The sequence below is a fragment of the Sphingomonas sp. P3_C6 genome, assembly GCF_056402595.1.
The window spans coordinates 71,127-94,760 of sequence record NZ_JBFUHB010000014.1 but is presented as its reverse complement, the minus strand read 5'-3'; the positions used below and the strand labels follow the sequence as shown (position 1 = coordinate 94,760).

General features: G+C 64.1%; 34 protein-coding genes. 6 read left to right on the top strand and 28 right to left on the bottom strand.

The window, feature by feature from the left end:
* Window positions 1-3: 3 nt before the first annotated feature.
* From rpsE to rpsL, 23 genes are all read right to left on the bottom strand, one after another.
* Window positions 4-726 carry a 30S ribosomal protein S5 gene (gene rpsE, locus AC1DT7_RS14710; RefSeq protein WP_478036774.1) on the bottom strand — a complete coding sequence of 241 codons (723 nt, stop codon included), beginning with the start codon at window positions 724-726 and terminating at the stop codon, window positions 4-6.
* Window positions 727-728: 2 nt separating this feature from the next.
* Complete coding sequence (rplR, locus tag AC1DT7_RS14705; RefSeq protein WP_478036773.1) at window positions 729-1,088, bottom strand: 50S ribosomal protein L18; 360 nt, start codon at window positions 1,086-1,088, stop codon at window positions 729-731.
* Window positions 1,088-1,621: a 50S ribosomal protein L6 gene (rplF, locus tag AC1DT7_RS14700; protein WP_478036772.1), complete on the bottom strand. Its 534-nt coding sequence runs from the start codon at window positions 1,619-1,621 to the stop codon at window positions 1,088-1,090. The genes rplR and rplF overlap by 1 nt, the downstream gene beginning before the upstream one ends.
* Window positions 1,621-2,016 carry a 30S ribosomal protein S8 gene (rpsH, locus tag AC1DT7_RS14695; RefSeq protein WP_272626176.1) on the bottom strand — a complete coding sequence of 132 codons (396 nt, stop codon included), beginning with the start codon at window positions 2,014-2,016 and terminating at the stop codon, window positions 1,621-1,623. Before rpsH ends, rplF begins: the two co-directional genes overlap by 1 nt.
* 10 nt (window positions 2,017-2,026) lie before the next feature.
* Entirely contained in the window at window positions 2,027-2,332 is a 306-nt protein-coding gene (rpsN, locus tag AC1DT7_RS14690; protein WP_372852027.1) for a 30S ribosomal protein S14, read from the bottom strand.
* A 1-nt stretch (window position 2,333) separates the two neighbouring features.
* Complete coding sequence (gene rplE / locus AC1DT7_RS14685) at window positions 2,334-2,891, bottom strand: 50S ribosomal protein L5 (protein ID WP_478036799.1); 558 nt, start codon at window positions 2,889-2,891, stop codon at window positions 2,334-2,336.
* Window positions 2,892-2,922: 31 nt separating this feature from the next.
* The gene (rplX, locus tag AC1DT7_RS14680; protein WP_301085640.1) at window positions 2,923-3,240 is read right to left on the bottom strand and encodes a 50S ribosomal protein L24; all 318 of its coding nucleotides are present in this window, start codon (window positions 3,238-3,240) and stop codon (window positions 2,923-2,925) included.
* Window positions 3,240-3,608 (bottom strand): 50S ribosomal protein L14, encoded by a 369-nt coding sequence (gene rplN, locus AC1DT7_RS14675; protein WP_332716285.1) that lies wholly within the window; start codon window positions 3,606-3,608, stop codon window positions 3,240-3,242. The genes rplX and rplN overlap by 1 nt, the downstream gene beginning before the upstream one ends.
* Before the next feature lie 61 nt (window positions 3,609-3,669).
* Window positions 3,670-3,942, bottom strand: a complete 273-nt coding sequence (rpsQ, locus tag AC1DT7_RS14670; RefSeq protein ID WP_372852031.1) for a 30S ribosomal protein S17 — start codon at window positions 3,940-3,942, stop codon at window positions 3,670-3,672.
* An 11-nt stretch (window positions 3,943-3,953) separates the two neighbouring features.
* A complete protein-coding gene (gene rpmC / locus AC1DT7_RS14665; RefSeq protein ID WP_372852033.1) occupies window positions 3,954-4,172 on the bottom strand; it encodes a 50S ribosomal protein L29 in 219 nt (72 codons plus the stop codon).
* Between the two features lies 1 nt (window position 4,173).
* On the bottom strand, window positions 4,174-4,608 hold the full coding sequence (gene rplP / locus AC1DT7_RS14660) for a 50S ribosomal protein L16 (protein WP_272626165.1): 435 nt from the start codon (window positions 4,606-4,608) through the stop codon (window positions 4,174-4,176).
* A 12-nt stretch (window positions 4,609-4,620) separates the two neighbouring features.
* Window positions 4,621-5,316 (bottom strand): 30S ribosomal protein S3, encoded by a 696-nt coding sequence (gene rpsC / locus AC1DT7_RS14655; RefSeq protein ID WP_372852037.1) that lies wholly within the window; start codon window positions 5,314-5,316, stop codon window positions 4,621-4,623.
* Window positions 5,316-5,693 (bottom strand): 50S ribosomal protein L22, encoded by a 378-nt coding sequence (gene rplV / locus AC1DT7_RS14650; RefSeq protein ID WP_272626161.1) that lies wholly within the window; start codon window positions 5,691-5,693, stop codon window positions 5,316-5,318. The genes rpsC and rplV overlap by 1 nt, the downstream gene beginning before the upstream one ends.
* Window positions 5,693-5,968, bottom strand: coding sequence for a 30S ribosomal protein S19 (gene rpsS, locus AC1DT7_RS14645; RefSeq protein WP_034161646.1), 276 nt, complete (start codon window positions 5,966-5,968; stop codon window positions 5,693-5,695). Before rpsS ends, rplV begins: the two co-directional genes overlap by 1 nt.
* Before the next feature lie 5 nt (window positions 5,969-5,973).
* Window positions 5,974-6,810 carry a 50S ribosomal protein L2 gene (gene rplB, locus AC1DT7_RS14640; RefSeq protein ID WP_478036771.1) on the bottom strand — a complete coding sequence of 279 codons (837 nt, stop codon included), beginning with the start codon at window positions 6,808-6,810 and terminating at the stop codon, window positions 5,974-5,976.
* Window positions 6,810-7,127, bottom strand: a complete 318-nt coding sequence (locus AC1DT7_RS14635) for a 50S ribosomal protein L23 (RefSeq protein WP_478036770.1) — start codon at window positions 7,125-7,127, stop codon at window positions 6,810-6,812. The genes rplB and AC1DT7_RS14635 overlap by 1 nt, the downstream gene beginning before the upstream one ends.
* Window positions 7,120-7,749, bottom strand: coding sequence for a 50S ribosomal protein L4 (rplD, locus tag AC1DT7_RS14630; protein WP_478036769.1), 630 nt, complete (start codon window positions 7,747-7,749; stop codon window positions 7,120-7,122). Before rplD ends, AC1DT7_RS14635 begins: the two co-directional genes overlap by 8 nt.
* A 2-nt stretch (window positions 7,750-7,751) precedes the next feature.
* On the bottom strand, window positions 7,752-8,507 hold the full coding sequence (rplC, locus tag AC1DT7_RS14625) for a 50S ribosomal protein L3 (RefSeq protein ID WP_478036768.1): 756 nt from the start codon (window positions 8,505-8,507) through the stop codon (window positions 7,752-7,754).
* A 214-nt stretch (window positions 8,508-8,721) separates the two neighbouring features.
* Entirely contained in the window at window positions 8,722-9,033 is a 312-nt protein-coding gene (gene rpsJ / locus AC1DT7_RS14620; protein WP_034161642.1) for a 30S ribosomal protein S10, read from the bottom strand.
* 118 nt (window positions 9,034-9,151) lie between these two features.
* Complete coding sequence (gene tuf / locus AC1DT7_RS14615) at window positions 9,152-10,342, bottom strand: elongation factor Tu (RefSeq protein ID WP_478036767.1); 1,191 nt, start codon at window positions 10,340-10,342, stop codon at window positions 9,152-9,154.
* A 76-nt stretch (window positions 10,343-10,418) separates the two neighbouring features.
* The gene (gene fusA, locus AC1DT7_RS14610) at window positions 10,419-12,494 is read right to left on the bottom strand and encodes an elongation factor G (protein ID WP_478036766.1); all 2,076 of its coding nucleotides are present in this window, start codon (window positions 12,492-12,494) and stop codon (window positions 10,419-10,421) included.
* Between the two features lie 67 nt (window positions 12,495-12,561).
* Window positions 12,562-13,032 (bottom strand): 30S ribosomal protein S7, encoded by a 471-nt coding sequence (rpsG, locus tag AC1DT7_RS14605; RefSeq protein ID WP_478036765.1) that lies wholly within the window; start codon window positions 13,030-13,032, stop codon window positions 12,562-12,564.
* Between the two features lie 76 nt (window positions 13,033-13,108).
* On the bottom strand, window positions 13,109-13,480 hold the full coding sequence (rpsL, locus tag AC1DT7_RS14600; RefSeq protein WP_019516007.1) for a 30S ribosomal protein S12: 372 nt from the start codon (window positions 13,478-13,480) through the stop codon (window positions 13,109-13,111).
* A 307-nt stretch (window positions 13,481-13,787) separates the two neighbouring features.
* Here rpsL and glpD point away from each other — a divergent pair, with 307 nt between their 5' ends.
* Window positions 13,788-15,248, top strand: coding sequence for a glycerol-3-phosphate dehydrogenase (gene glpD, locus AC1DT7_RS14595; RefSeq protein ID WP_478036764.1), 1,461 nt, complete (start codon window positions 13,788-13,790; stop codon window positions 15,246-15,248).
* Here glpD and AC1DT7_RS14590 read toward each other — a convergent pair.
* Window positions 15,241-15,804, bottom strand: a complete 564-nt coding sequence (locus AC1DT7_RS14590) for a DUF4337 domain-containing protein (protein WP_478036763.1) — start codon at window positions 15,802-15,804, stop codon at window positions 15,241-15,243. The two genes, glpD and AC1DT7_RS14590, sit on opposite strands and share 8 nt — an antisense overlap.
* Before the next feature lie 117 nt (window positions 15,805-15,921).
* On the opposite strand from AC1DT7_RS14590, the gene trhO reads away from it, so the two are divergent.
* The 3 genes from trhO (at window position 15,922) to AC1DT7_RS14575 (ending at window position 18,658) form a co-directional block, all read left to right on the top strand.
* Window positions 15,922-16,866: an oxygen-dependent tRNA uridine(34) hydroxylase TrhO gene (trhO, locus tag AC1DT7_RS14585; RefSeq protein ID WP_478036762.1), complete on the top strand. Its 945-nt coding sequence runs from the start codon at window positions 15,922-15,924 to the stop codon at window positions 16,864-16,866.
* Window positions 16,867-17,096: 230 nt separating this feature from the next.
* Window positions 17,097-17,447, top strand: coding sequence for a YciI family protein (locus AC1DT7_RS14580; RefSeq protein ID WP_478036761.1), 351 nt, complete (start codon window positions 17,097-17,099; stop codon window positions 17,445-17,447).
* Window positions 17,444-18,658, top strand: a complete 1,215-nt coding sequence (locus AC1DT7_RS14575; RefSeq protein ID WP_478036760.1) for an RNA polymerase sigma factor — start codon at window positions 17,444-17,446, stop codon at window positions 18,656-18,658. Before AC1DT7_RS14580 ends, AC1DT7_RS14575 begins: the two co-directional genes overlap by 4 nt.
* 118 nt (window positions 18,659-18,776) lie before the next feature.
* Here the strand turns inward: AC1DT7_RS14575 and AC1DT7_RS14570 are convergent, their stop codons facing one another.
* Genes AC1DT7_RS14570 through AC1DT7_RS14555 form a run of 4 tightly spaced genes read right to left on the bottom strand, consistent with a single transcriptional unit; the run spans window position 18,777 to window position 21,681 of the window.
* Entirely contained in the window at window positions 18,777-20,195 is a 1,419-nt protein-coding gene (locus tag AC1DT7_RS14570; protein ID WP_478036759.1) for a coniferyl aldehyde dehydrogenase, read from the bottom strand.
* 37 nt (window positions 20,196-20,232) lie between these two features.
* Complete coding sequence (locus AC1DT7_RS14565; RefSeq protein WP_478036758.1) at window positions 20,233-20,682, bottom strand: hypothetical protein; 450 nt, start codon at window positions 20,680-20,682, stop codon at window positions 20,233-20,235.
* Complete coding sequence (locus AC1DT7_RS14560) at window positions 20,679-21,434, bottom strand: prepilin peptidase (RefSeq protein ID WP_478036757.1); 756 nt, start codon at window positions 21,432-21,434, stop codon at window positions 20,679-20,681. The genes AC1DT7_RS14565 and AC1DT7_RS14560 overlap by 4 nt, the downstream gene beginning before the upstream one ends.
* On the bottom strand, window positions 21,427-21,681 hold the full coding sequence (locus AC1DT7_RS14555) for a hypothetical protein (RefSeq protein WP_478036756.1): 255 nt from the start codon (window positions 21,679-21,681) through the stop codon (window positions 21,427-21,429). The genes AC1DT7_RS14560 and AC1DT7_RS14555 overlap by 8 nt, the downstream gene beginning before the upstream one ends.
* Before the next feature lie 119 nt (window positions 21,682-21,800).
* Between AC1DT7_RS14555 and AC1DT7_RS14550 the strand changes: the two genes are divergently transcribed.
* Together AC1DT7_RS14550 and AC1DT7_RS14545 are read left to right on the top strand one after the other, a co-directional pair.
* A complete protein-coding gene (locus tag AC1DT7_RS14550) occupies window positions 21,801-22,220 on the top strand; it encodes an acyl-CoA thioesterase (protein ID WP_478036755.1) in 420 nt (139 codons plus the stop codon).
* A gap of 220 nt (window positions 22,221-22,440) precedes the next feature.
* Window positions 22,441-23,628 (top strand): acetyl-CoA C-acyltransferase, encoded by a 1,188-nt coding sequence (locus tag AC1DT7_RS14545; protein ID WP_478036754.1) that lies wholly within the window; start codon window positions 22,441-22,443, stop codon window positions 23,626-23,628.
* Window positions 23,629-23,634: the final 6 nt, after the last annotated feature.

Sequence of the window (23,634 nt, the reverse complement as noted above, 5' to 3'; positions counted from 1 at the left end):
GTCTTACTCCGCGATCGCTGCGGCTTCGGCCTCGGCGGCCTGCGAGCCACCACGGCCGAGCAGGTCGGCGATCTTCTTGCCGCGACGCTGCGCGACCGACTTCGGGCTGACCTGGGTGGTCAGCGCCTCGAAGGTCGCACGGATCATGTTGTACGGGTTAGACGTGCCGACCGATTTGGTCACCACATCGGCCACGCCCAGGCTCTCGAAGACGGCGCGCATCGGGCCGCCCGCGATAATGCCGGTGCCCTGCGGCGCCGAACGCACGGTCACGAGGCCGGCGCCGAAATGGCCCTTGCCGTCATGATGCAGCGTGCGACCCTCGCGAAGGGGAACGCGGACCATTGCCTTCTTGGCAGCAGCCGTCGCCTTGGAGATGGCTTCCGGCACTTCGCGTGCCTTGCCATGGCCGAAGCCGACCCGGCCCTTGCCGTCGCCCACGACGACCAGCGCCGCGAAGCCGAAGCGCTTGCCGCCCTTTACCGTCTTCGAGACGCGGTTGATGTGAACCAGCTTCTCGATCAGCTCTTCGCCGCCATCGTCGGTCGCGCCGCGACGATCGTCGCGGCGGCCACGATTGCCGTCACGGCCGCCACGGCCGCGGTTGTCACCGCCGCCCGGGCCACCACGGCCACGGCCGCCACGCGGACCACGGCCCTGCGGCGCGTCCTGCGGGGCAGCTTCGCCGCCGGCAACGACTTCCGTCGTATTGATTTCGTCGGCCATTCTTAGAACTCCAATCCGGCTTCACGCGCGGCTTCCGCCAGCGCCTTCACGCGACCGTGGAACAGGAAGCCTCCGCGGTCGAACACGACCTTGGTGACGCCTGCCTGCTTCGCCGCTTCGGCGACGCGCTTGCCGACCAGGACGGCAGCATCGATGTTCGCGCCGGACGTGTTGCGCACGTCCTTCTCCAGCGTGGAGGCGGAAGCGACCGTCGTGCCCTGGGCATCGTCGATCACCTGAGCATAGATGTGCTTGCCCGAACGATGCACCGACAGGCGCGGACGGCCAGCGGCACGCGAGCGGAGCGCGGTGCGGTTGCGAAGGCGACGCTTCGCAAAGAGGGAGAGACCTTTGGTGCTCATTACTTCTTTTTCCCTTCCTTGCGGAAGATGAACTCGCCGGCGTACTTGATGCCCTTGCCCTTATAGGGCTCCGGCTTCCGCCACTGGCGAATCTCGGCGGCCAGCTGACCGACCTTCTGCTTGTCCGACCCGGAAATCTCGACGGTCGTGTTGTCCGGCGTCTTCACCTCGAGGCCTTCCGGCACGTCGATGTTGACGTCGTGGCTGTAGCCAAGCTTCAGGTTCAGGACCTTGCCCTTGGCGTCCGCACGATAACCAACGCCGGTGATCAGCAGCTTCTTGGTGAAGCCGTCCGACACGCCGGTGATCAGGTTCTGCACCAGGGTACGCTGCATGCCCCAGAAGGCACGGGCGCGCTTGGTGTCGTTCGCCGGGTTCACCGAGATGCCGCCGTCCTCGAGGACATAGCTGATCTCTTCGCGAAGCGGCATGCTCAGGGCGCCCTTGGGGCCCTTCACGCTCAGCTGCCCGCCGTCGATCGTCGCGGTCGTACCGCTCGGGATCGCGACCGGCTTCTTACCGATGCGGCTCATCAGAATACCTCCGCCAGCACTTCGCCGCCGACATTCTGCTCACGCGCTTCCGCGTCGGACAGAACGCCGCGAGGCGTCGATACGATGGTGATGCCCAGGCCATTCATGACGCGGGGCAGCTCGGTTGCGCCCGAATAGACGCGGCGGCCGGGCTTCGAGACGCGTGCGACATGCTTGATCGCAGGCTGGCCCTCGAAATATTTCAGCTCGATGCGGATGCCCTTTGCGGGGCCCATCTCTTCTTCGCTGTAGCCACGGATATAGCCCTCGCGCTGAAGCACGTCGAGCACACGGGCCCGCAGCTTGGACGCAGGCGACAGGACGGAGTCCTTGCGCGCGCGCTGGCCGTTGCGGATGCGGGTGAGCATATCACCCAGGGGATCGGTCAATGCCATCTCGTGATCCTTACCAGCTCGACTTCGTAACGCCCGGGATCAGGCCCTTGTTGGCCAGATCGCGCAGCTGAATACGGCAGAGGCGGAACTTGCGGTAATAAGCGCGGGGACGACCCGTCACTTCGCACCGGTTGCGGATGCGCGTCGGATTTCCGTTGCGCGGGATCTCTGCCATCTTCAGGCGAGCGATCAGACGATCGCCGTCATCGAGCGAATTGTCCGCCGCGATCGCCTTCAGCTTCGCATAGGCGCCGGCGTATTTCTTCACCAGCAGCTTGCGACGCTCGTTCTTGTTCACAGAACTCTTCTTAGCCATCTTACGCTGCCTTCTTTTCTTCGTCAGCTTCGATCGGGAACGGGAAGCCGAACAGGCGGAGCAGCTCGCGCGCTTCGTCGTCGGTCCGCGCAGTGGTCGTCACGATCACGTCCATGCCGCGAATCTGGTCGACCTTGTCGTAGCTGATTTCCGGGAAGATCAGCTGCTCCTTCAGACCGCAGGCATAGTTGCCGCGACCGTCGAAGCTCTTGGGGTTCAGCCCGCGGAAATCGCGAACGCGCGGCAGCGCGATCGTGATGAAGCGGTCGAGGAACTCGTACATGCGCTCGCGACGAAGGGTTACCTTCACGCCGATCGGCATGCCCTCACGCAGCTTGAACTGCGCGATCGACTTCTTCGCCTTGGTGACGACGGGCTTCTGACCTGCGATCAGTTCCATCTCGCTGGCGGCCTTGTCGACCTTCTTCTTGTCCTGCGTCGCTTCGCCAACGCCCATGTTCAGGACGATCTTGTCGAGGCGCGGGACCTCCATCGGATTCTTGTAACCGAACTTCTCGGTCATCGCCTTGATGATACGATCTTCGTAGATCGCCTTCATCCGCGGCTTGTGCGCCGCCTTCTGATTTGCATCAGCCACTGATCGTCTCCCCGGACTTCACGGCCACGCGGACCTTCTTGCCGTCCTTGGTTTCAAAGCGAACGCGCGTCGGCTTGCCATCGGCAGTCACGTGAGCGACCTTAGAAACGTGCAACGGCGCTTCGGCGCGCTTCAGGCCACCCTGGGGGTCGCCCTGGCTCGGCTTGGTGTGGCGGATCGCGATGTTCACGCCCGACACGATGACCTTGCCGTCTTTCGGCAGGGCCTGAGTGACTTCACCGGTCTTGCCCTTGTCCTTACCGGACAGGACGATGACGCGGTCACCCTTCTTGATCTTCGCAGCGGCCATTACAGAACCTCCGGCGCCAGGCTGATGATCTTCATGTGCTTGCGAGCGCGCAGCTCGCGAACCACCGGGCCAAAGATACGGGTGCCGATCGGCTCCTCGTTCTTGTTGACCAGCACTGCCGCGTTCGAATCGAAGCGGATCACGGTGCCATCGGCCCGGCGAATGTCCTTCGCCGTACGCACGATGACGGCACGGTGCACGTCGCCCTTCTTCACGCGGGCACGGGGTGCCGCTTCCTTGATGCTGACGACGATGATGTCGCCAACGCCTGCCGTCCGGCGCTTGGATCCGCCAAGCACCTTGATGCACTGCACCCGCTTCGCGCCGCTGTTGTCAGCGACCTCGAGATTGGATTGCATCTGGATCATCGATCCGGTTCCTTCTCACTCTGGGGCCGATTCCGACCGGACCCCGCCTCAACTGTCGGCGTTAGCCGTCGATGGTTGCCCGCTCGGGGGTCGCGTGGGTGTTGACCCGCTCGATCACCTTCCAGGTCTTCAGCTTGGAGATCGGTGCGGTCTCTTCGATCCGCACGGTTTCGCCCTGCTTGAACTCATTGCCCTCGTCATGGGCATGATACTTCTTCGTACGGCGGATGATCTTGCCGTAGAGCGGGTGCTTCACCTTACGCTCAACGTTCACCACAACCGTCTTGTCGGTCTTGTCCGAGACGATCACCCCGGTCAGCACGCGCTTCGGCATGTCGTTCTTCCTTACTTGGCTTCGGCCGAGCGCACGCGCTGGCTCTGCAGGGTCTTGATGCGAGCGATGTCGCGGCGGACCTCACGCACCCGGCTCGGCTTTTCGAGCTGGTTCGTGGCTGCCTGGAAGCGGAGGTTGAATGCCTCGCGCTTCAGGTTGCCCAGCTCCTCGTCGAGCTGGTCTTCGGTCTTCGCCGTGAGGTCGGAGCGACGGGTGTCGATCTTGCTCATGTTATGCAACTCCCAGATGCGAGGTGTCGCCGAGACGGGCAACGACCTTCACCTTGATCGGCAGCTTCATCGCGGCGCGGCTGAACGCCACGGCTGCGATATCGCCAGGAACACCGTCCAGCTCGAACAGGATCCGGCCGGGCTTGACCCGGGCGGCCCAATATTCAGGCGAACCTTTGCCCTTGCCCATGCGGACTTCGGCAGGCTTCGACGTGACCGGAACGTCCGGGAACACGCGGATCCACAAACGCCCCTGGCGCTTGATGTGACGCGTGATCGCGCGGCGAGCCGCCTCGATCTGGCGTGCGGTGATCCGCTCCGGCTCCATCGCCTTCAGCCCGTAAGAGCCGAAGTTGAGGGTCGTGCCGCCCTTGGCATCGCCATGGATCCGGCCCTTGAAGGCCTTGCGGAACTTGGTCTTTTTCGGTTGCAGCATTGCTCTTGTTCCTTAGCGAGCCGGGCGCACGCCGGAGGTTTGAGCCTCCATCATGATCCGGTCCTGCGCCATCGGGTCGTGACCCAGGATTTCGCCCTTGAAGATCCAGACCTTCACGCCGCACACGCCATAAGCGGTGTGTGCCTGCGCTTCGGCATAGTCGACGTTCGCGCGCAGCGTGTGCAGCGGAACGCGGCCTTCGCGATACCATTCGGACCGGGCGATCTCGGCGCCGCCGAGACGGCCACCGCAATTGATCCGGATGCCCTCTGCACCAAGGCGCATCGCCGACTGAACCGCACGCTTCATGGCGCGGCGGAAAGCGATACGACGCTCAAGCTGATCGGCAATGCCCTGGGCGACGAGCTTGGCGTCGACTTCAGGCTTGCGGATCTCGACGATGTTCAGCGACACGTCGGACGAGGTCATCTTGCCGAGGAGGCGGCGCAGCTTCTCGATGTCCGCACCCTTCTTGCCGATGATCACGCCAGGGCGTGCGGCATAGATGGAAACGCGGCACAGCTTGGCCGGACGCTCGATCACCACCTTGGAGATCGCCGCCTGGGGCAGCGTCTTCATGATGAAGGTGCGGATCTTCAGATCCTCGAGCAGGAGGCGGCCGTAATCGGCGCCTTCCGCATACCAGCGGCTGTCCCAGGTACGGTTGATCTGGAGACGCAGACCGATCGGATTGCTCTTTTGACCCATTATGCTTCTTCCTGCTCGCGCACGACGATCCGCAGCCGTGAGAACGGCTTGAGGATGCGCGTCGATTTGCCACGACCGCGGGTCGCGAAACGCTTCATGACGATCGACTTGCCAACCGAAGCCTCCGACACGACGAGCGCATCGACATCGAGGTTATGGTTGTTCTCCGCATTGGCGATCGCCGAGGCGAGAACCTTGCGGGCATCGACTGCCATCGCCTTGGTCGAGAAAGCGAGGATGTTCATCGCATCGCCGGCCTTCTTGTTGCGGATGAGCGCAGCGACGAGACCGAGCTTCTGAGCCGAGCCGCGAATCTGCGTACCGACCGAGAGAGCTTCCTTCTCACCGACCTTGCGGGGGGATTTTGCCTTCGACATCAGCGCTTGCCCTTCTTGTCGGCGGCATGGCCGGGGAAGTAACGCGTCGGCGCGAACTCGCCGAGCTTCATCCCAACCATGTCCTCGTTGACGGACACGGGCACGAACTTGCGACCGTTATAAACGGTGAAGGTCAGGCCAACGAACTGCGGCAGGATCGTGGAGCGGCGCGACCAGGTCTTGATCGGTGCACGCGCGTTGGTTTCCTGCGCGGTCTCTGCCTTCTTGAGCAGATGGAGGTCCACGAAGGGACCCTTCCAGACGGAACGAGCCATTGCGGTTAGCCCTTCTTCTTCGCGTGACGCGACCGGATGATCATCTTGTCGGTCGCCTTGTTGTGACGGGTGCGAGCACCCTTGGTCGGCTTGCCCCACGGGGTGACCGGATGACGGCCGCCCGAGGTCCGGCCTTCACCACCGCCGTGCGGATGGTCGACCGGGTTCTTGGCGACGCCGCGGGTCAGCGGGCGCTTGCCCAGCCAACGGTTGCGGCCGGCCTTGGCGAGGTTGGTGTTGCCGTTGTCCGGGTTGGACACCGCACCGACGGTCGCCATGCAGTTCGAGTGGATATAGCGCTGCTCGCCCGAGTTGAGGCGGACCATCACCATGCCCTTGTCGCGACCTACGACCTGCACATAGGTGCCGGCCGAACGTGCGAGCTGACCACCCTTGCCGGGCTTCATCTCGACGTTGTGGACGATCGTGCCGACCGGCATCTGACCGAGTTCCATGGCATTGCCAGGCTTCACGTCGGTCTTCTTGCCGGCAACAACCTTGTCGCCGACGGCGAGGCGCTGCGGCGCGATGATGTAGGCGAGCTCTTCGTCCGGATACTTGATCAGGGCGATGAACGCGGTGCGGTTGGGATCATATTCGATCCGCTCGACCGTACCGTCCACGTCCCACTTGCGACGCTTGAAGTCGATCATACGATAGCGCTGCTTGTGACCGCCGGCGATGCCGCGCGAGGTGACATGGCCCTTGTTGTTGCGGCCGCCAGTCTTGCGCTTGCCTTCGGTCAGCGCCTTGATCGGGCCGCCCTTGTGCAGACCGCTGCGGTCGACGAGGATAAGACCGCGTCGTGCCGGGCTGGTCGGGTTGTAATGCTTAAGTGCCATTACTGGATTCCCGTCGTCACATCGATCGACTGGCCGTCAGCCAGCGTCACAATCGCCTTCTTGATGTCGGAGCGCGTGTAGGGAACGCCCTTCCACTTCTTCGTCTTGCCCTTCTGGACAATCGTGTTCACGCCGGTGACCTTGACCGAGAAAAGCGCCTCGACGGCCGCCTTGATCTCGGGCTTGGTCGCGTCGCCGGCGACCTTGAACACAACGGCGTTCTGCTCGCTGAGCAGGGTCGCCTTCTCGGTGATGTGCGGAGCGACGATCACGTCATAATGACGGACGTCGATCTCGGCTTTCTGCTTCTTAGCCATTGAAGCGCGCCTCCAGCTTTTCGACAGCGGAGCGCGTCAGCACCAGCGTGTCATGCTTCAGGATGTCGTAAACGTTGGCGCCGGCGGCCGGCAGCACGTTGATCTCGTGGAGATTGCCCGCGGCGAGCGCGAAGCTCGTCTCGACCATGTCACCATCGATCACCAGTGCCGTCTTGCCGAGGCCGAGCTTCGCCCAATCCGCGATCAGCGTCTTGGTCTTGCTCTCGGCCACTGCCAGGCTGTCCATCACGACCAGCGAGCCGGCCTTGGCGTGGCTGCTGAGAGCCATGCGCAGGCCGAGTGCCCGGATCTTCTTGTTCAACGACGGGTTGAAATCACGGACGCGAGCGCCGTGAGCCTTACCACCACCAACGAAGGTGGGAGCGCGGCGATCGCCGTGACGAGCGGTACCGCCGCCCTTCTGACGACCGAACTTCTTGCCGGTACGGGCAACGTCGGCGCGCTCGCGAGTGCCGCGTGCGGTGGCACGACGCTTCTCGAGCTGCCAGGTAACGACGCGGTGCAGGATGTCGGCGCGCGGGTCGAGGCCGAAGACCTCGTCGTTGAGCTCGATATCGCCGGCTTTCGCCTTTGCGTCGAAGGACTGAATAGTGACCTTCATGTTCAGCCCTCCTGGCCTTCGGTCGCTTCCGGAGCGGCCGTCTCTTCGGCGGGCGTCTCGGCGGGAGCGGAGTTGCTGTTCGCGGCGGCCTTCAGGCCGGCCGGGTACGGCGCATCGGCGTGACGGGCGACCTTGACGGCGTCCTTGACGAGCAGCCAGCCACCCTTCGAGCCGGGCACGGAGCCCTTCACGAAGATCAGGCCACGCTCGACGTCAGTCGATACGATTTCGAGATTCTGCTGGGTGCGGTTCTTGTCACCCATCTGGCCGGCCATCTTCTTGTTCTTGAAGACCTTGCCCGGATCCTGACGCTGACCGGTCGAACCGAGCGAACGGTGCGAGACGGACACGCCGTGGGTGGCGCGCAGACCGCCGAAGCCCCAACGCTTCATGCCGCCCGCGAAACCCTTACCCTGGGTGACGCCCTGGATGTCGACGATCTGGCCGGCGACATAATGGTCAGCCGAAATCTCGGCGCCCACTTCGAGCACGGCGTCGTCGGAGACGCGGAATTCGGCAACCTTCGCCTTGGGCTCAACTTCAGCCTTGCCGAAGTGGCCGCGCTGCGGCTTGGCGACATTCTTCGCCTTGGCGGTGCCAGCACCAAGCTGGACAGCGGTATAACCATCACGGTCGGCCTCGCGAACGGCCACTACCTGCAGATTTTCCAGTGCCAGAACGGTCACGGGCACATGGCGCCCATCGTCCTGGAACAAGCGGGTCATCCCCATTTTCTTCGCGATCACGCCAGTGCGCATGATCCTTGCTCCCATTACAGAGGCCCGCCGGAACCATTTCCGACGGGCGTGTCAGCCCAAATTGTAGAAGTCGCCCCGTCCCGGGCTGGTGCCCAGCTAGCTGGGCGTGACGGGGGACTCGGGCCCGGGCCACATCTTTCGAAAAAGAGGGCTCGGCGGTATCCCTACTCAGGCTCCACCGCAGTGGAGCCGAATCTCGTTTGGAGCGCGGCCTTTAGGCCAGCTTGATCTCCACGTCTACACCCGCGGCAAGATCGAGCTTCATAAGCGCGTCTACCGTCTGCGGGGTCGGCTGAACGATGTCCAGCATCCGCTTGTAGGTACGGACTTCGAACTGCTCACGCGACTTCTTGTCGATGTGCGGTCCGCGGTTAACCGTGAACTTCTCGATGCGCGTCGGAAGAGGGATAGGACCGCGAATAAGAGCGCCAGTGCGGCGAGCAGTGTCGGCGATGTCGCCGGTTGCCTGATCGAGCACACGATGATCGAATGCCTTCAGACGAATCCGAATATTCTGCGTTTCCATAACCCTACCGATGCGAAAGAGCGGGCCGTCTGTACGACGACTCTTGGTTGTTCACTAAAATAGCAACCGCCCGACTCTCCGCTGCAAGAGCGGAGAATCGGGCGGAGGCGCGTCTATATTACTTCGAGATGCCGCTGACAACCCCTGCGCCGACGGTACGACCGCCCTCGCGAATGGTGAAGCGCTGGCCCACGTCCATGGCGATCGGCGCAATGAGCTTGACGCCCAGAGCGATGTTGTCGCCCGGCATGACCATCTCGGTGCCCTCAGGCAGCTCGACGGTGCCGGTCACGTCCGTGGTACGGAAGTAGAACTGCGGACGATAATTGGCGAAGAACGGCGTGTGACGGCCACCTTCGTCCTTCGACAGCACGTACACTTCCGACTGGAAGTCGGTGTGCGGCTTGATCGAGCCCGGCTTGCAGAGAACCTGGCCACGCTCGACTTCGTCGCGCGCAACACCACGGATCAGCGCACCGACGTTGTCGCCTGCCTGGCCCTGGTCGAGCAGCTTGCGGAACATTTCGACGCCCGTGACGGTGGTCTTGCGGGTGTCGTGGATGCCGACGATCTCGACTTCCTCGCCAACCTTGACGATGCCGGTCTCGACGCGGCCGGTGACGACGGTGCCGCGACCCGAGATCGAGAACACGTCCTCGATCGGCATCATGAACGGCTTGTCGAGCGGACGCTCCGGCTGCGGGATGTACTCGTCGACAGCCTGCATCAGCTTGAGGACGGCGTCATGGCCGATCTCAGGCGTCTTGTCGGTGAGCGCGGCAACGGCCGAACCCGGGATCACGGGGATGTCATCGCCCGGGAAGTCGTACGAGCTGAGCAGCTCGCGGATTTCCAGCTCGACCAGCTCGAGGATCTCGGCGTCGTCGACCAGGTCGACCTTGTTCATGAACACGACCATCGCCGGCACGCCGACCTGACGAGCGAGCAGGATGTGCTCGCGGGTCTGCGGCATCGGGCCGTCGGTGGCGGACACGACCAGGATCGCGCCGTCCATCTGGGCTGCGCCGGTGATCATGTTCTTCACATAATCGGCGTGGCCCGGGCAATCGACGTGCGCATAGTGGCGCGCAGCCGTCTCGTACTCGACGTGGGCGGTCGAGATCGTGATGCCACGCTCGCGCTCTTCCGGCGCCTTGTCGATGTTGTCGTAGCTCGTGAAGGTGGCGCCACCGGTCTCGGCGAGCACCTTGGTGATCGCGGCCGTCAGCGACGTCTTGCCATGGTCGACGTGACCGATGGTGCCGATGTTGAGATGCGGCTTCGTCCGCTCAAACTTTGCTTTTGCCATTTTCGCCTCTTCTTATTCAAATTCCGGGGTCGCTGCGGAGCCGCGCGGACGCGGCCCTTTAGCGACTGATTTCAGATTACGCCAGCTTCGCCTTCACTTCGTCGGCAACGTTGGCAGGAACCTCGTCGTAATGCGAGAACTGCATCGAGTATTGTGCGCGGCCCTGGCTGAACGAGCGGAGCTGGTTCACATAGCCGAACATGTTCGCCAGCGGCACGACTGCCTCGACTGCCGTAGCGTTACCGCGGCTGTCGGTGCCCTGGATCTGACCACGGCGGCTGTTGAGATCGCCGATGACGTCACCGAGATAATCCTCGGGCGTCACGACCTCGACCTTCATGATCGGCTCCAGCAGCTTGATGCCGGCCTTCTGGGCCGCTTCACGCATCGCACCACGGGCGCAGATTTCGAACGCCAGTGCCGACGAATCGACGTCATGGTATTTACCGTCGATCAGCTGCACTTCGAAATCGATGATCGGGAAACCGATCAGCGACCCCGTCTCGGCGGTCTCCCGCATGCCCTTCTCGACCGAAGGGATATATTCCTTCGGAACGTTACCGCCCTTGATCTGGTCGGAGAACACGAAGCCCGAGCCACGCTCGCCAGGAATGACCTTGATCTTGATCTCGGCGAACTGACCCGAACCACCCGACTGCTTCTTGTGGGTGTAGGACATTTCGATCGGCTTTGCGAGATATTCGCGATACGCCACCTGCGGCGCGCCGACATTTGCCTCGACCTTGAACTCGCGACGCATGCGGTCGACCAGGATCTCGAGATGGAGCTCGCCCATCCCCTTGATGATGGTCTGGCCACTCTCGACGTCGGACGTCACGCGGAACGAAGGATCCTCGCGAGCGAGACGATTGAGCGCGATGCCCATCTTCTCCTGGTCGGCCTTCGTCTTCGGCTCCACCGCGACCTCGATGACGGGATCCGGGAACTCCATCCGCTCCAGGATGATCGGAGCGTTCGCCGCGCACAGCGTATCACCGGTCGTGGTATCCTTGAGGCCCGCCAGAGCGACGATGTCGCCGGCATAGGCCACCTGGATGTCCTCACGGTCGTTCGCATGCATCAGCAGCATGCGGCCAACCTTTTCCTTCTTGTCCTTGACCGAGTTGACCACCATCGACGCGGTTTCGAGCTTGCCCGAATAGATGCGTGCGAACGTCAGCGTACCGACGAAGGGATCGTTCATGATCTTGAACGCCAGCGCCGAGAACGGCGCATCGTCGGTCGGCGGACGCGTGTCCGGGGTTACGCCGTCGATCTTCAGACCTTCGACGTCCTTGATGTCCAGCGGCGACGGCAGATAGTCGACGACCGCGTCGAGCAGGGGCTGAACGCCCTTGTTCTTGAACGCGGAGCCGCACAGCACCGGCACGAACGAGAAGTTCAGCGTGCCCTTGCGGATCAGCTTCTTCAGCGTCGCGACGTCGGGCTCGTTGCCCTCGAGATACTGCTCCATGATGTCGTCGTCCTGCTCGACGGCCATCTCGATCAGTTCGGAACGAGCGGTCGCAGCAGCATCGGCCAGATCGGCGGGAATGTCGCGATATTCGAACTTCGCGCCCAGCGACTCTTCGAGCCAGATGATCGCGCGGTTCTCGACGAGATCGACGAGGCCCTTGAAATCACCCTCAAGGCCGATCGGAAGATACAGCACCGCCGGACGCGCGCCCAGGCGATCCTTGATCATCTGCACGCAGCGATCGAAGTTCGCGCCGGTGCGGTCGAGCTTGTTGACGAAGCACATCCGCGGGACGTGATACTTCTCGGCCTGACGCCACACGGTCTCGGACTGCGGCTCGACACCGGCAACGCCGTCGAAGCAGGCGACAGCACCGTCGAGCACGCGCAGCGAACGCTCGACTTCAATCGTGAAGTCGACGTGGCCGGGGGTGTCGATGATGTTGATGCGATGGTCGTTCCAGAAGCACGTCGTTGCAGCCGACGTGATCGTGATCCCGCGCTCCTGCTCCTGCTCCATCCAGTCCATCGTCGCGGTGCCCTCATGGACCTCGCCGATCTTGTAGGACTTGCCGGTGTAGTAGAGGATACGCTCGGTCGTCGTCGTCTTGCCGGCGTCGATGTGCGCCATGATGCCGATATTGCGGTACATGTCGAGCGGATGGCTGCGGGCCATGATCGTTTCCTTGAGCGATGTAGGAGGCCGGGGATCGTCCCCGGCCTTCACGATATAGGAGGTTTTATTACCAGCGGTAGTGGCTGAAGGCGCGGTTCGCTTCAGCCATACGATGGGTGTCTTCGCGCTTCTTCACCGCGTTGCCACGGTTATTCGACGCGTCGAGCAGTTCGCCCGACAGACGGGCCGACATGGTGTTCTCGGACCGCGCGCGCGCAGCGTTGATCAGCCAGCGGATCGCCAGCGCCTGGGCGCGCTCGGGACGCACTTCGACGGGAACCTGATAGGTCGCACCACCGACGCGGCGCGAACGGACTTCGATGCCCGGCTTCACATTGGCGAGCGCCTCGTGAAACACGCCGATCGGATCCTTCTTCGCGCGCTGCTCGACGGTCGAGAGGGCACCATAGACGATCAGTTCGGCGACGGACTTCTTGCCGTCCAGCATGACGCTGTTCATGAACTTGGAGAGAACCTCATCACCATATTGGGGATCAGGCAGGATGACCCGCTTTTCGGGACGACGACGACGTGCCATTGGTTTTTCCTTCTAAACTTCAGCCCTGGGGGTCGGAAGCTCCAGCACCTGTATGAACAGGGTGGAGCCGACCGGCTTACTTCGGACGCTTAGCGCCGTACTTGGAACGCGACTGGCGGCGATCCTTCACACCCTGCGTATCGAGCACGCCGCGGAGAACGTGATAGCGGACGCCGGGAAGGTCGCGAACGCGGCCGCCACGGATCAGCACCACGGAGTGCTCCTGGAGGTTGTGCCCCTCGCCGGGGATGTAGCTKATGACTTCGCGCTGGTTGGTCAGGCGGACCTTGGCAACCTTGCGCAGAGCCGAGTTCGGCTTCTTCGGAGTCGTCGTGTAGACGCGGGTGCAGACGCCACGCTTCTGCGGGTTCTGCTCCATTGCAGGGACCTTGGACTTGGCCTTCTGCGGGTCGCGGCCCTTGCGGACCAGCTGGTTGATCGTCGGCATGAATCTCTTCACCTTAGACTGTGGTTACTTTGCTGGAGCCATGACGCTCGGGAATACAAAAAGGACCGCTGGGTGGACTTTCGACCCCCCGGGTCCTGGAATGCATCCAGCAATGTTCAAGCTTGTCCCGACAGGTACGGTCCCGTCGGAGCAGCGGCGCCTATACAAGCCGACTCGGGGGTGGTCAATGGCGCCCGAGCGAGGCGCTTGGAACATGGACGTCCACAGACCTGCTCGCGCAGAGCCAGGTCGAGACGCTATGCCGTGGAAGCGTGTCTCGACTTCGCTCGACTCGAAGGGTTAGGAGATGGGCGTGACGTATGATCTCCTTATCATCGGCGGCGGCATCAATGGCTGTGCGATCGCGCGTGAAGCCTCCCTGCTCGGTCTCAAGGTCCTGCTGGTAGAGCGCGACGATCTCGCCGGCCATACCTCCTCGGCCTCGACCAAGCTGATCCATGGCGGGCTGCGCTATCTCGAATATTACGACTTCAAGCTGGTCGCCGAGGCGTTACGCGAGCGCGAGCGGCTGATCCACGCCGCGCCGCACATCATCCGTCCGCTGCTGTTCGTGCTGCCGCAGGAGAATTCGGTGCGGCCCTGGTGGATGATCCGGATCGGCCTCTATCTCTACGACATGCTCGGCGGGAAGATGTCCCTGCCCCGCTCACGCGGGCTACGTGCCGGCGACATGGCCTATTCGGCGCCGCTCAAGGGCGGCAACCGGGGCTTCGTCTATTCCGACGCCGCCGTCGATGATTCGCGCCTGACCGTGCTCAATGCGATCGACGCCGCCGACAATGGCGCCGAAATCGCTGTCGGCGTCGCGCTCGAGTCGGCGCGGCGCGATGGCGAGGTCTGGCTGGCAAAACTCTCTGATGGGCGCGAGATCACCGCCCGTGCCGTCGTCAATGCCGCCGGCCCCTGGGTCCACCGGATGCTCGACGATCTGGGTGTCAGCGCAAAGAGCGACGTGCGGCTGGTCAAGGGCAGCCATATCGTCGTGCCGAAGCTCTATGAGGGCGACCACGCCTATATCCTGCAGCTTTCCGACCGCCGAATCGTCTTCGCCATTCCCTATCAGGGCGCTTTCACCGAGATCGGCACCACCGACATTCCGGTCGAGAACCCGGAGGATGCGACGATCAGCGAGGACGAGATCACCTATCTTTGCGAGGCGGCCAACAGCCATTTCGTAAAAAAGATCAGTCCCGCCGACGTGACGTCGAGCTGGTCGGGAGTCCGCCCGCTCTACGACGACGGTGCGAGCGAGGCGAAGGCAGTCACCCGCGACTATGTGCTGGAACTCGACACAGAAGGCCCTGCCCTGCTCAGTGTGTTCGGCGGCAAGATCACCACCGCGCGACATCTGGCCGAAGAGGCGATGGGCAGGCTCGCCGAATCGCTTGGCCTGTCGGCCCATCCGGTGACCCGCGCCCGGGTCTTTCCGGGCGGCGCCATTCCCGACTTCGCGCTGTTCCTGGCGCAGGTCCGCACGACCTGGCCCTTTCTCGGCCAGACTCGCTCGGAACGCATGGCGCATGCCTATGGCACGATGCTGGCCGACATGCTGCACGGCGTGACCGACGAGGCCGGCATGGGCGCCGATCTCGGCGGCGGCCTGACCGAGATCGAGGCGCGCTGGATGAAGAGCCGCGAATGGGCCCGCACGCCCGAGGACGCGCTGATGCGCCGCAGCAAGATCGGCCTGCATCTGACCGAAACCGAATGCGCAGCGTTCGCCGGGCGCTGGGCAGCACTCAGCTGAGAAAACTCGCCAGCGCGTTGGGATGGATCGCCCAGCCGGCAAAACCGGCAATGCCCATGAGCAATCCGAACCCGCCAAAGCCCCAGGCGGCGAACAGCAGCCACCGGGTCTCGGCCAGCGCGGCGACCGCCGCCAGCGATACCGCGATCGAGATCAGCGCGTCGCACATGTCGAACTGATCGTCATGGACGTTCAGCGCGTCATATTGCGCATCGTTCGCCTCGGCCTTCGCCTTCAGCCGCGGCGTCTCGGCCGCATATTTCCCGAGCTCGGCATCCATCGAGACCAGCGCCGCACGGGCGGCCGGTGACGGAGTCGCCCCGGCGATCACCGTCATCTGGGCCTTTGCCGTCTCGACGATATGCGCCTTGGTACGGGTCGCCTGATATTCAGACCAGGTATCGATTGCATCGCTCTTTGCGAGTTGCATCCCCTGGACCAGATTGTCGTCCTTGATGTTCGCCACCGCCATGAAGACCGAGAGGATGACCACCGTCATCGCCACCAGTCGATTCAGCGTGCGGTCACGGCCACCCTCGGGGAGATCATCCTGCATGCACTGTCCTTCGTCATGAGCATTCTCCCGGATCGCAGAGAGTGGTGACCATCAGGCCGCCGCGCAATAGGGACCGGATTTTGACGTGAGGGGCAGGGATACTCTAGCGGACCGCGCATGACCGACCATCCCCCTCTTCGCGTGACCGCTCTTTACCGCTTCGCCCGCTTCCCCGACCCGGCGGCGTTGCGCGTACCGCTGGAGCGCCTGTGCGAGGAGAATGGGGTCCGCGGCACGATCCTGCTCGCTGGCGAAGGAATCAACGGCACCATCGCCGGCGCGCCGGACGCGATCGACCGGGTGCTGGCCCATATCCGCACCCTGCCGGGTTGCACCGATATCGAGGTGAAGGACAGCCATGCGGAAAAGATGCCGTTCCACCGCCTGAAGGTCCGCCTCAAGCGCGAGATCGTCACGATGGGCGAGCCCGATATCGATCCGCTCGAGGACGTCGGCCACTATGTCCCGCCGGCCGAGTGGAATGCGCTGATCGAGGCGCCCGGTACGATCCTGATCGATACGCGCAACGATTATGAAGTGGCGATCGGCAGTTTCACCGGCGCGATCGACCCCAAGACCCACAGCTTCCGCGACTTCCCCGCCTGGTTCCGCGCGCACCGCGAAGAATTCGAGACCGCGCCCAAGATCGCGATGTTCTGTACCGGCGGCATCCGCTGCGAGAAGGCGACAGCCTTTCTCAAGGCCGAGGGGCTGGACGAGGTCTATCATCTCGAAGGCGGCATCCTGAAATATCTGGAGCAAGTCCCTGCTGAGCGGAGCCGCTGGGAAGGCGAATGCTTCGTCTTCGACCAGCGCGTGTCGGTGAAGCACGGACTGGAACTCGGCACGCACGCCCTGTGTCACGCCTGCCGCATGCCGGTGAGCACAGGGGACCAGGCCTCACCGCACTATGTCGAGGGTGTGAGCTGCCCCACCTGCCACGATTCTCGCGATGAAGCGCAGCGCGCAAGCTATGCCGAACGCCACCGCCAGGAGCGCTTGGCCGAGGCACGCGGCGAAATGCATGTCGGGCGGGTGTTCGGAGAAACCTCGTCAGACTGATCCTCCATTCTTTCCCTTCCCCGGCGAAGGCCGGGGCCCAGTTGGAAAGGTGGATAAAACGAAGCGCAACACCGGTCAGAATCGCCCCCAACTGGACCCCGGCCTTCGCCGAGGAAGCAGAAGGGTGAGGCAAGCCATCGAAATAAATTTCGACCGCTGTCGAATCCCCCGCCCCTCGCCCGTCTCCGCTATACGATCGCATCGTGCGATCGCAGATGGAGGACCGACCGATGCAGTACATGCTCCTGATCTATGAGGACGAGACGGTCTACGGCGAGGAGCATGATAGTCCCGCCGTGATGGAGATCGTTCAGCGCCACATGGCGTTCGGCGACGATCTCGGCGACGCGCGCAAGGGCGGCGCCGGCCTTCACCCGACCAATGCCGCGACCACGATCGTCACCCGTTCCGGCGCGCAAACCATCCATGACGGCCCGTTCGCCGAAACCAAGGAGCAGCTTGGCGGCTTCTACCTGATCGACGCACCCGATCTCGATGCGGCGATCGCCATCGCAAAGAAGCTACCGCTCCATGCAGATGGCTCGATCGAGATCCGGCCGGTGCTCGGCGGGATGGATTGAGCCCATCGCTCGACCGGGCCGCGCGCGATCATGGCGCGCGGGTGCGTGCCGCGCTGGCGGCCCGGTTTCGTGACCTCGACATCGCCGAGGAGGCCTTTGCCGAGGCCTGCGCCCGTGCCGCGACGGCCTGGACAAGCGAGACGCCGCGCGATCCGGCCGCCTGGCTATACCGCGTCGCCGACCGTGCCGCGCTCGACATGGTCCGGCGCCGCGCCGTGCGCACGGGCGCCACCCTGCCGGACCCCGAGCAGCAGCCGAGCCCCGAGGAGGAACTGATGGCCGACACCAGGCTCATCCCGGACGAGCGGCTGCGGCTGATCTTTATCTGCTGCCACCCCGCCATCCAGCCCGAAGCGCGTGCGGCACTGACGCTCAAGCTGGTCTGCGGCCTCTCGACATCGGAAATCGCCCGCGCCTTCCTCCTGCCCGAACCGACGCTGGCGCAACGGCTGGTGCGCGCAAAGAACAAGATCGCCGCGGCCGGCGTACCCTTCGAAGTGCCCGGCCCGGAGGCCTGGCCGGTCCGGCTCGACGCCGTGCTGAGCACGATCGAGATCGCCTATGCCAAGGCACATGAGGATGGCGGGGGCAGCGGCCGGCATGCTGGCTATGCTCGGGAGGTGCTGGGCATCACCGCGACGCTGGCCAGACTGGCGCCGAACGAGCCCGAGGTGCTGGCGCTGGCTGCAACGGTGCGCTTCGCCGAGGCACGGCGGCCGGCGCGGGTTGATGCCGACGGGGTGATGGTGCCGCTCGACCGGCAGAATCCCGTGACGTGGGAAAAGGCGATGATCACCGAGGCTCGGCCCTACCTCGCCCGCGCACTTCGCGCCGGACCGCCTGGACGGCGCACCCTGCAAGCGCTCGTCCACGCGGAATGGTGCGCGCGGCTGTCGCTGGACGAGCCGGCCCCATGGCGTTCGGTGGTCGTCCTGTACGACGCGCTGCTCGCGCTACGCGACGATGCCATCACCCGGCTTAACCGCGCGGTCGCGCTCGCCGAGATTGCGGGGCCGCAGACGGCGCTGGAAGAAGTCGATGCGCTGGACGCGCCTGGCCTAGCGGACTTCCTGCCATATCACGCCGATCTTCTCGGGCGGATCGGCCTGAACGATGCGGCGCATGAGGCCTATGAATCGGCACTGCGACTCGGACCGGAGCACGCCGAACGCCTTTGGCTGGAAAGGCGATGCGCGGCGTTGAGGAACTGACAGCCATCTTCTTCGTCACCCCGACTTGTTGTGGGGTGACGGCGCTACGAAGCTGAAGGCGGAAGATTTCGGAACGGTGGATACAGTAACAAGTCCGGTATGACGGCCTGAGAGGCTCCTACCCCTTCATCTGCCGCGCAACCGCCTTCATCGTTGCCTTGCCATAAGGCGGCTTGAGCCCGGCGATCTTTGCCACATCCAGCCTCACCTGCTTGTACACGCTCTTGGCGTGACTGAACGTCCGGAAGCCGTCGAGCCCGTGATAGGCCCCCATGCCCGAAGGCCCGACCCCGCCGAACGGCAGATCCTCCATGCTGATATGGAAAATCACATCGTCCAGCGTCACGCCCCCCGCGATGGTCCGGTCGAGCACCTGCCGGCGCTCCCCTTCGTCACTACCGAAATAATAGAGCCCGAGCGGCCGGTCGCGGCGGTTCACCTGGGCGATCGCGTCGCCGATCCCGTCATAGCGGCGCACCGGCAGGATCGGGCCGAAGATCTCCTCCTGCATGACCGCCATGTCGTCGGTCACGTCGGTGACGATGTGCAGCGGCATCTTGCGCGCGTTGGACGCGCCGAAATCCTCGTTCGCCGGATTGACCGTCTCGACCTTCGCTCCCTTGGCGCGGGCATCGTCGAGCAGGCCGTTGAGCCGCGCGAAATGCCGGTCATTGATGACCGAGGTGTAGTCGGGATTGGAGAGCAGGGTCGGATACATCGCCGTAGCCGCGGCCTTCAGCCCGCTCACCACCTCGGCCTCCTGCGCCGCCTCGACGAGCATGTAATCGGGTGCCAGGCAAATCTGTCCGGCGTTCAGCATCTTGCCGAGCGCCACACGCTCGGTCGCCTTTGTCAGATCGGCCGACTTGCCGATGATCACCGGCGACTTGCCGCCAAGCTCGAGCGTCACCGGCGTGAGATTGTCGGCCGCCGCGTGCAGGATGTGCTTCCCGACAGCGGTCGCGCCGGTGAAGATCAGATGATCGAACGGGAGTTCGGCGAATGCCTTGCCAACGTCCGGCCCGCCCGAGACAAAGGCGAGTTCATCGGCCGCGAAATAGTCGCCCACGATCTCCTCGAACAGGGCGGCGACGCGGGGCGTGTACTCGCTCGTCTTCACCATCGCCCGGTTGCCCGCAGCAAGCACACCGGCCAGCGGCGACATGACGAGATTCACCGGGAAATTCCACGGCGCGATCACACCGACCACTCCCTTGGGCTGATATTCGATCCACGCCTTGGCTCCGAGCAGGCCGAGCGGGAACAGCACCGGGCGCTTTTCCGGCCGCGCCCATTTCTCGACCGATTTCAGCGCGTGATGAATCGGCGTGATCGAGCTGGCGATATCGGTCAGCATCGATTGCTCGCGGCTGCGATGCCCGAAATCCTCGCTCAGCGCGTCGCAGAATTTCCCGGCATTGTCGCTGATCATCGCGGCTGCACGCTTCAGCCGGTCCTTGCGGACCGCGATCGACACCGGCAGTTCGGCCATGAACGCCTCGCGCTGGCTCTTGAGGATTTCCTGCATCGTCGCCATCGTCTCTCTCCCCTGCCCGCCCTGTGGCGTGACTATTCTATGCGGCGCAACCGATCAGGCCGGCCACCGGTACCACTATGCTATCCTGACCCGTCCGGTCGATCCTGAGTGTCGCTTCCGGCACCGAGGCGCCGTCCTTCAGGTCGCCGCGAGTCGCGATCGACATGGTCAGCACCGCGGTCACGTCGCCCGCCCGATATTGGGTTGTGCCGGCAAAACCGTAGCCGCCTGGCTCATGTTCTTCGGTACGCGGCAGATCGGTCAGCGTCCCGCCGACCGACAGGCGAAGCTGCGCCGGGTCAGCTCCGGCCATCGCGACCAGGGCGCGGGTGCCGCTTGCGGTCCACAGAAAGGCGGCACAGCCCTTAGTCGGCAAGGCCTGGGTCGGGATCGCGCCGATCGGCAGGCCATCGATCGCGGCCGGCGGCGGTGTCTGGGCGGAAGCGGCGCCGGCGAGCAGTACCTGCAGGATCGCGAAAAGCTTCATCCTCCCGACCCTAACAGGAACAGCCATGCCGGGTAAGCGGCGATCGCGAGCAGGGCGCCGAACGGCATCCGATCGTCCAGCTTCGCGGCGCGGCCACGCAGCATTCCGACCAGAACGAAGGCGAGGCCGGTCAGCGCGGCGAGCAGTAACACCGACGGCAGCATACGCCAGCCAAGCCACAGCCCAATAGCGCAGAGCAGCTTGGGATCGCCCCCGCCCAGCCCTTCGCGGCCGCGCAGTCTTTTGTACGCGAAGCCGATCAGCCAGAGCGAGCCGAAACCGGCAGCGCCGCCGATCAGTCGATCGACCAGCGGCGGATCAATTCCCGCGACGCCCGCGACCAGGCCGGCAAGCGCCAGGGTGAGTGTCAGCGGATCAGGCAGCCAAAATTCCGTAATATCGAGCGCAGCGAGCGTAAGCAGTAGCCAGCCGAACACCGAGCCGGCCAGAGCAGCCGGCCCCGGAACCACCAGCCCCGCGATCACCCCGATGCCGAGCGCGGTAAGCTCGATCTGCCAGTGCAACGGGTCGATCGGCGCGGCACAATGCCGGCAACGCCCCCGCGCCATCGCGGCGCTGACCAGCGGGATCAGGTCGCGCGGGCCGAGTACCACATCGCAGCCGTCGCAATGCGATCGGCCTTTCAGCACGGAACGATCCTGCGGCCAGCGGATCACCAGCGTGGCGAGGAAGCTGCCGATCACTGCGCCGAGTATACCGAGCACGACCGGCCAGACCCAGGACTCAACCATTGGGCTTCTTGCGTACGAGATAGCGATAGACACCGAACAGATTGATCCCGAACAGCACGACATTCTGCGTGCCGAGCGCGAAATCATGGGTCAGCACGGAACCAGCGATCCAGGCGATCGACGAGGCGACGAAGATCACGAATCCCCAGCCGGTGACCTTCCGCCCCAGATCGAACGAGACCATCGCGGCTGCGATCATGCCGCTGCCCGACGCGAACCATTTGAGGGCATTGATCAGCATTTCCATGGCACCGCGATACGCTGCCGCCTCGCCCGCGTCATGCCGAAGTTGCGATGCGACGGATTGCGGCGGATGCCCCTGCTTGCCCCTCGCCAAAACTTGCCGTTTACGTTAAGAGCAATACTATGTCCGAACCAGAATTTGCCTCGCACAGCTACGCCATCGCCATAGATGCGGCCGACATCGATTTCATGGGGCACGTGAACAATGCGAGCTACCTGAAATGGGTTCAGGAAGCAGTGATAAACCATTGGCAGCGCTTTGCGCCGGCCGAGGCCGTGTCAGGCCATCTCTGGGTCGCGCTGAAGCATGAGATCACCTATCGCAAGCCGACCTTTCTCGAAGACGATGTGATCGCCACCGTCTTGCTCGAGAAGGTCCAGGGTGCCCGCGCTTTCTATGAGACGATCATCAAGCGCGGCGAGGAGGTGCTCGCCGAAGTGAAGTCGAGCTGGTGCTGCATCGACGCCAAGACCCAGCGCCCGGCCCGCATCGCACAGGGCGTGATCGAGCGCTTCTTCAAGACCGAGACCAGTCCCGCCTGAGCCCCAGCCACGACCTTATCTCCGACTTCGTCGGGGTCTGCCACGCGGTGCTCCGATCCCCAGAGATCCAGGTGCCACGGTTTTTGCGCACAGTGCAACAAGACGCCTTCGTGACCTACCCGTCCTGCAAAACCGCAGTGCCGCGCTGCACGGCATCCGTTTGTAATCGCCTACGTCCCGGCCTAGATCGCCTGCACCTTCTCCCATCCGGAGCCACCCCATGTCCGCCGATCCGATCGTCATCCTGTCCTACGCCCGCACCCCAATGGGCAGCTTCCAGGGGGCGCTCGCCGGCGCGACCGCGACCGAGCTCGGCGCGACCGCAGTCGGGGGCGCCGTGGAGCGTGCGGGACTTTCGGGAGAGGCGATCGAGCGGATTTATATGGGCTGCGTGCTGCCGGCCGGTCTCGGCCAGGCCCCGGCGCGCCAGGCGGCGCTGAAGGCCGGCCTGCCGAACCATATCGAAGCGACCACGGTCAACAAGATGTGCGGATCGGGCATGCAGGCCGCGATCATGGCGTGTGAAGCACTGGCGGCCGGCTCGGCCGACCTGATCGTCGCCGGCGGCATGGAGAGCATGACGAACGCCCCTTATCTCTCGCTGCGCCACCGCGGCGGCGCGCGCATCGGCCATGACCGGCTGATGGACCACATGTATCTCGACGGCCTCGAAGATGCTTATGAACCCGGCAAGCTGATGGGCAATTTCGCCGAGGATACGGCGGCCGACTATCAGTTCACCCGCACCCAGCAGGACGATTTCGCCATCGCCTCGCTCGAGCGCGCACAGAAGGCGCAGCGCTCCGGCGCATTCGACCGGGAGATCGTGCCGATCGAGATCGCCGGCCGCAAGGGCCCGGCCCAGGTCACGATCGACGAGCAGCCCGCCAAGGGCGATCCGGCGAAGATTCCGACGCTGCGGCCCGCCTTCTCGAAGGACGGCACGATCACCGCCGCCAATGCCTCGTCGATCTCGGACGGCGCTGCGGCACTGGTACTCACCCGTGCCTCGATCGCCGAAAAGCTCGGCCTCGATCCCATCGCGCGCATCGTCGCACACGGCGCGCATGCCCATGCGCCATCGCTATTCACCACCGCCCCGGTCTTCGCAATGCGCAAGGTGCTGGACAAGGCCGGCTGGTCGGCGGACGAGGTCGATCTGTTCGAGGTCAACGAGGCCTTCGCCGTGGTTGCGATGATCGCGATGCGCGACCTCGCCATCAGCCACGATCGGCTGAATATCCATGGCGGCGCCTGTGCACTTGGCCATCCGATCGGCGCCTCGGGCGCACGCGTGCTCGCGACCCTGCTCTCGGCGCTGCAGACCACGGGCGGCAAGCGTGGCGTCGCCTCACTCTGCATCGGCGGCGGCGAGGCTACCGCGATGGCCGTGGAGCTGATGAACTAACCCGCG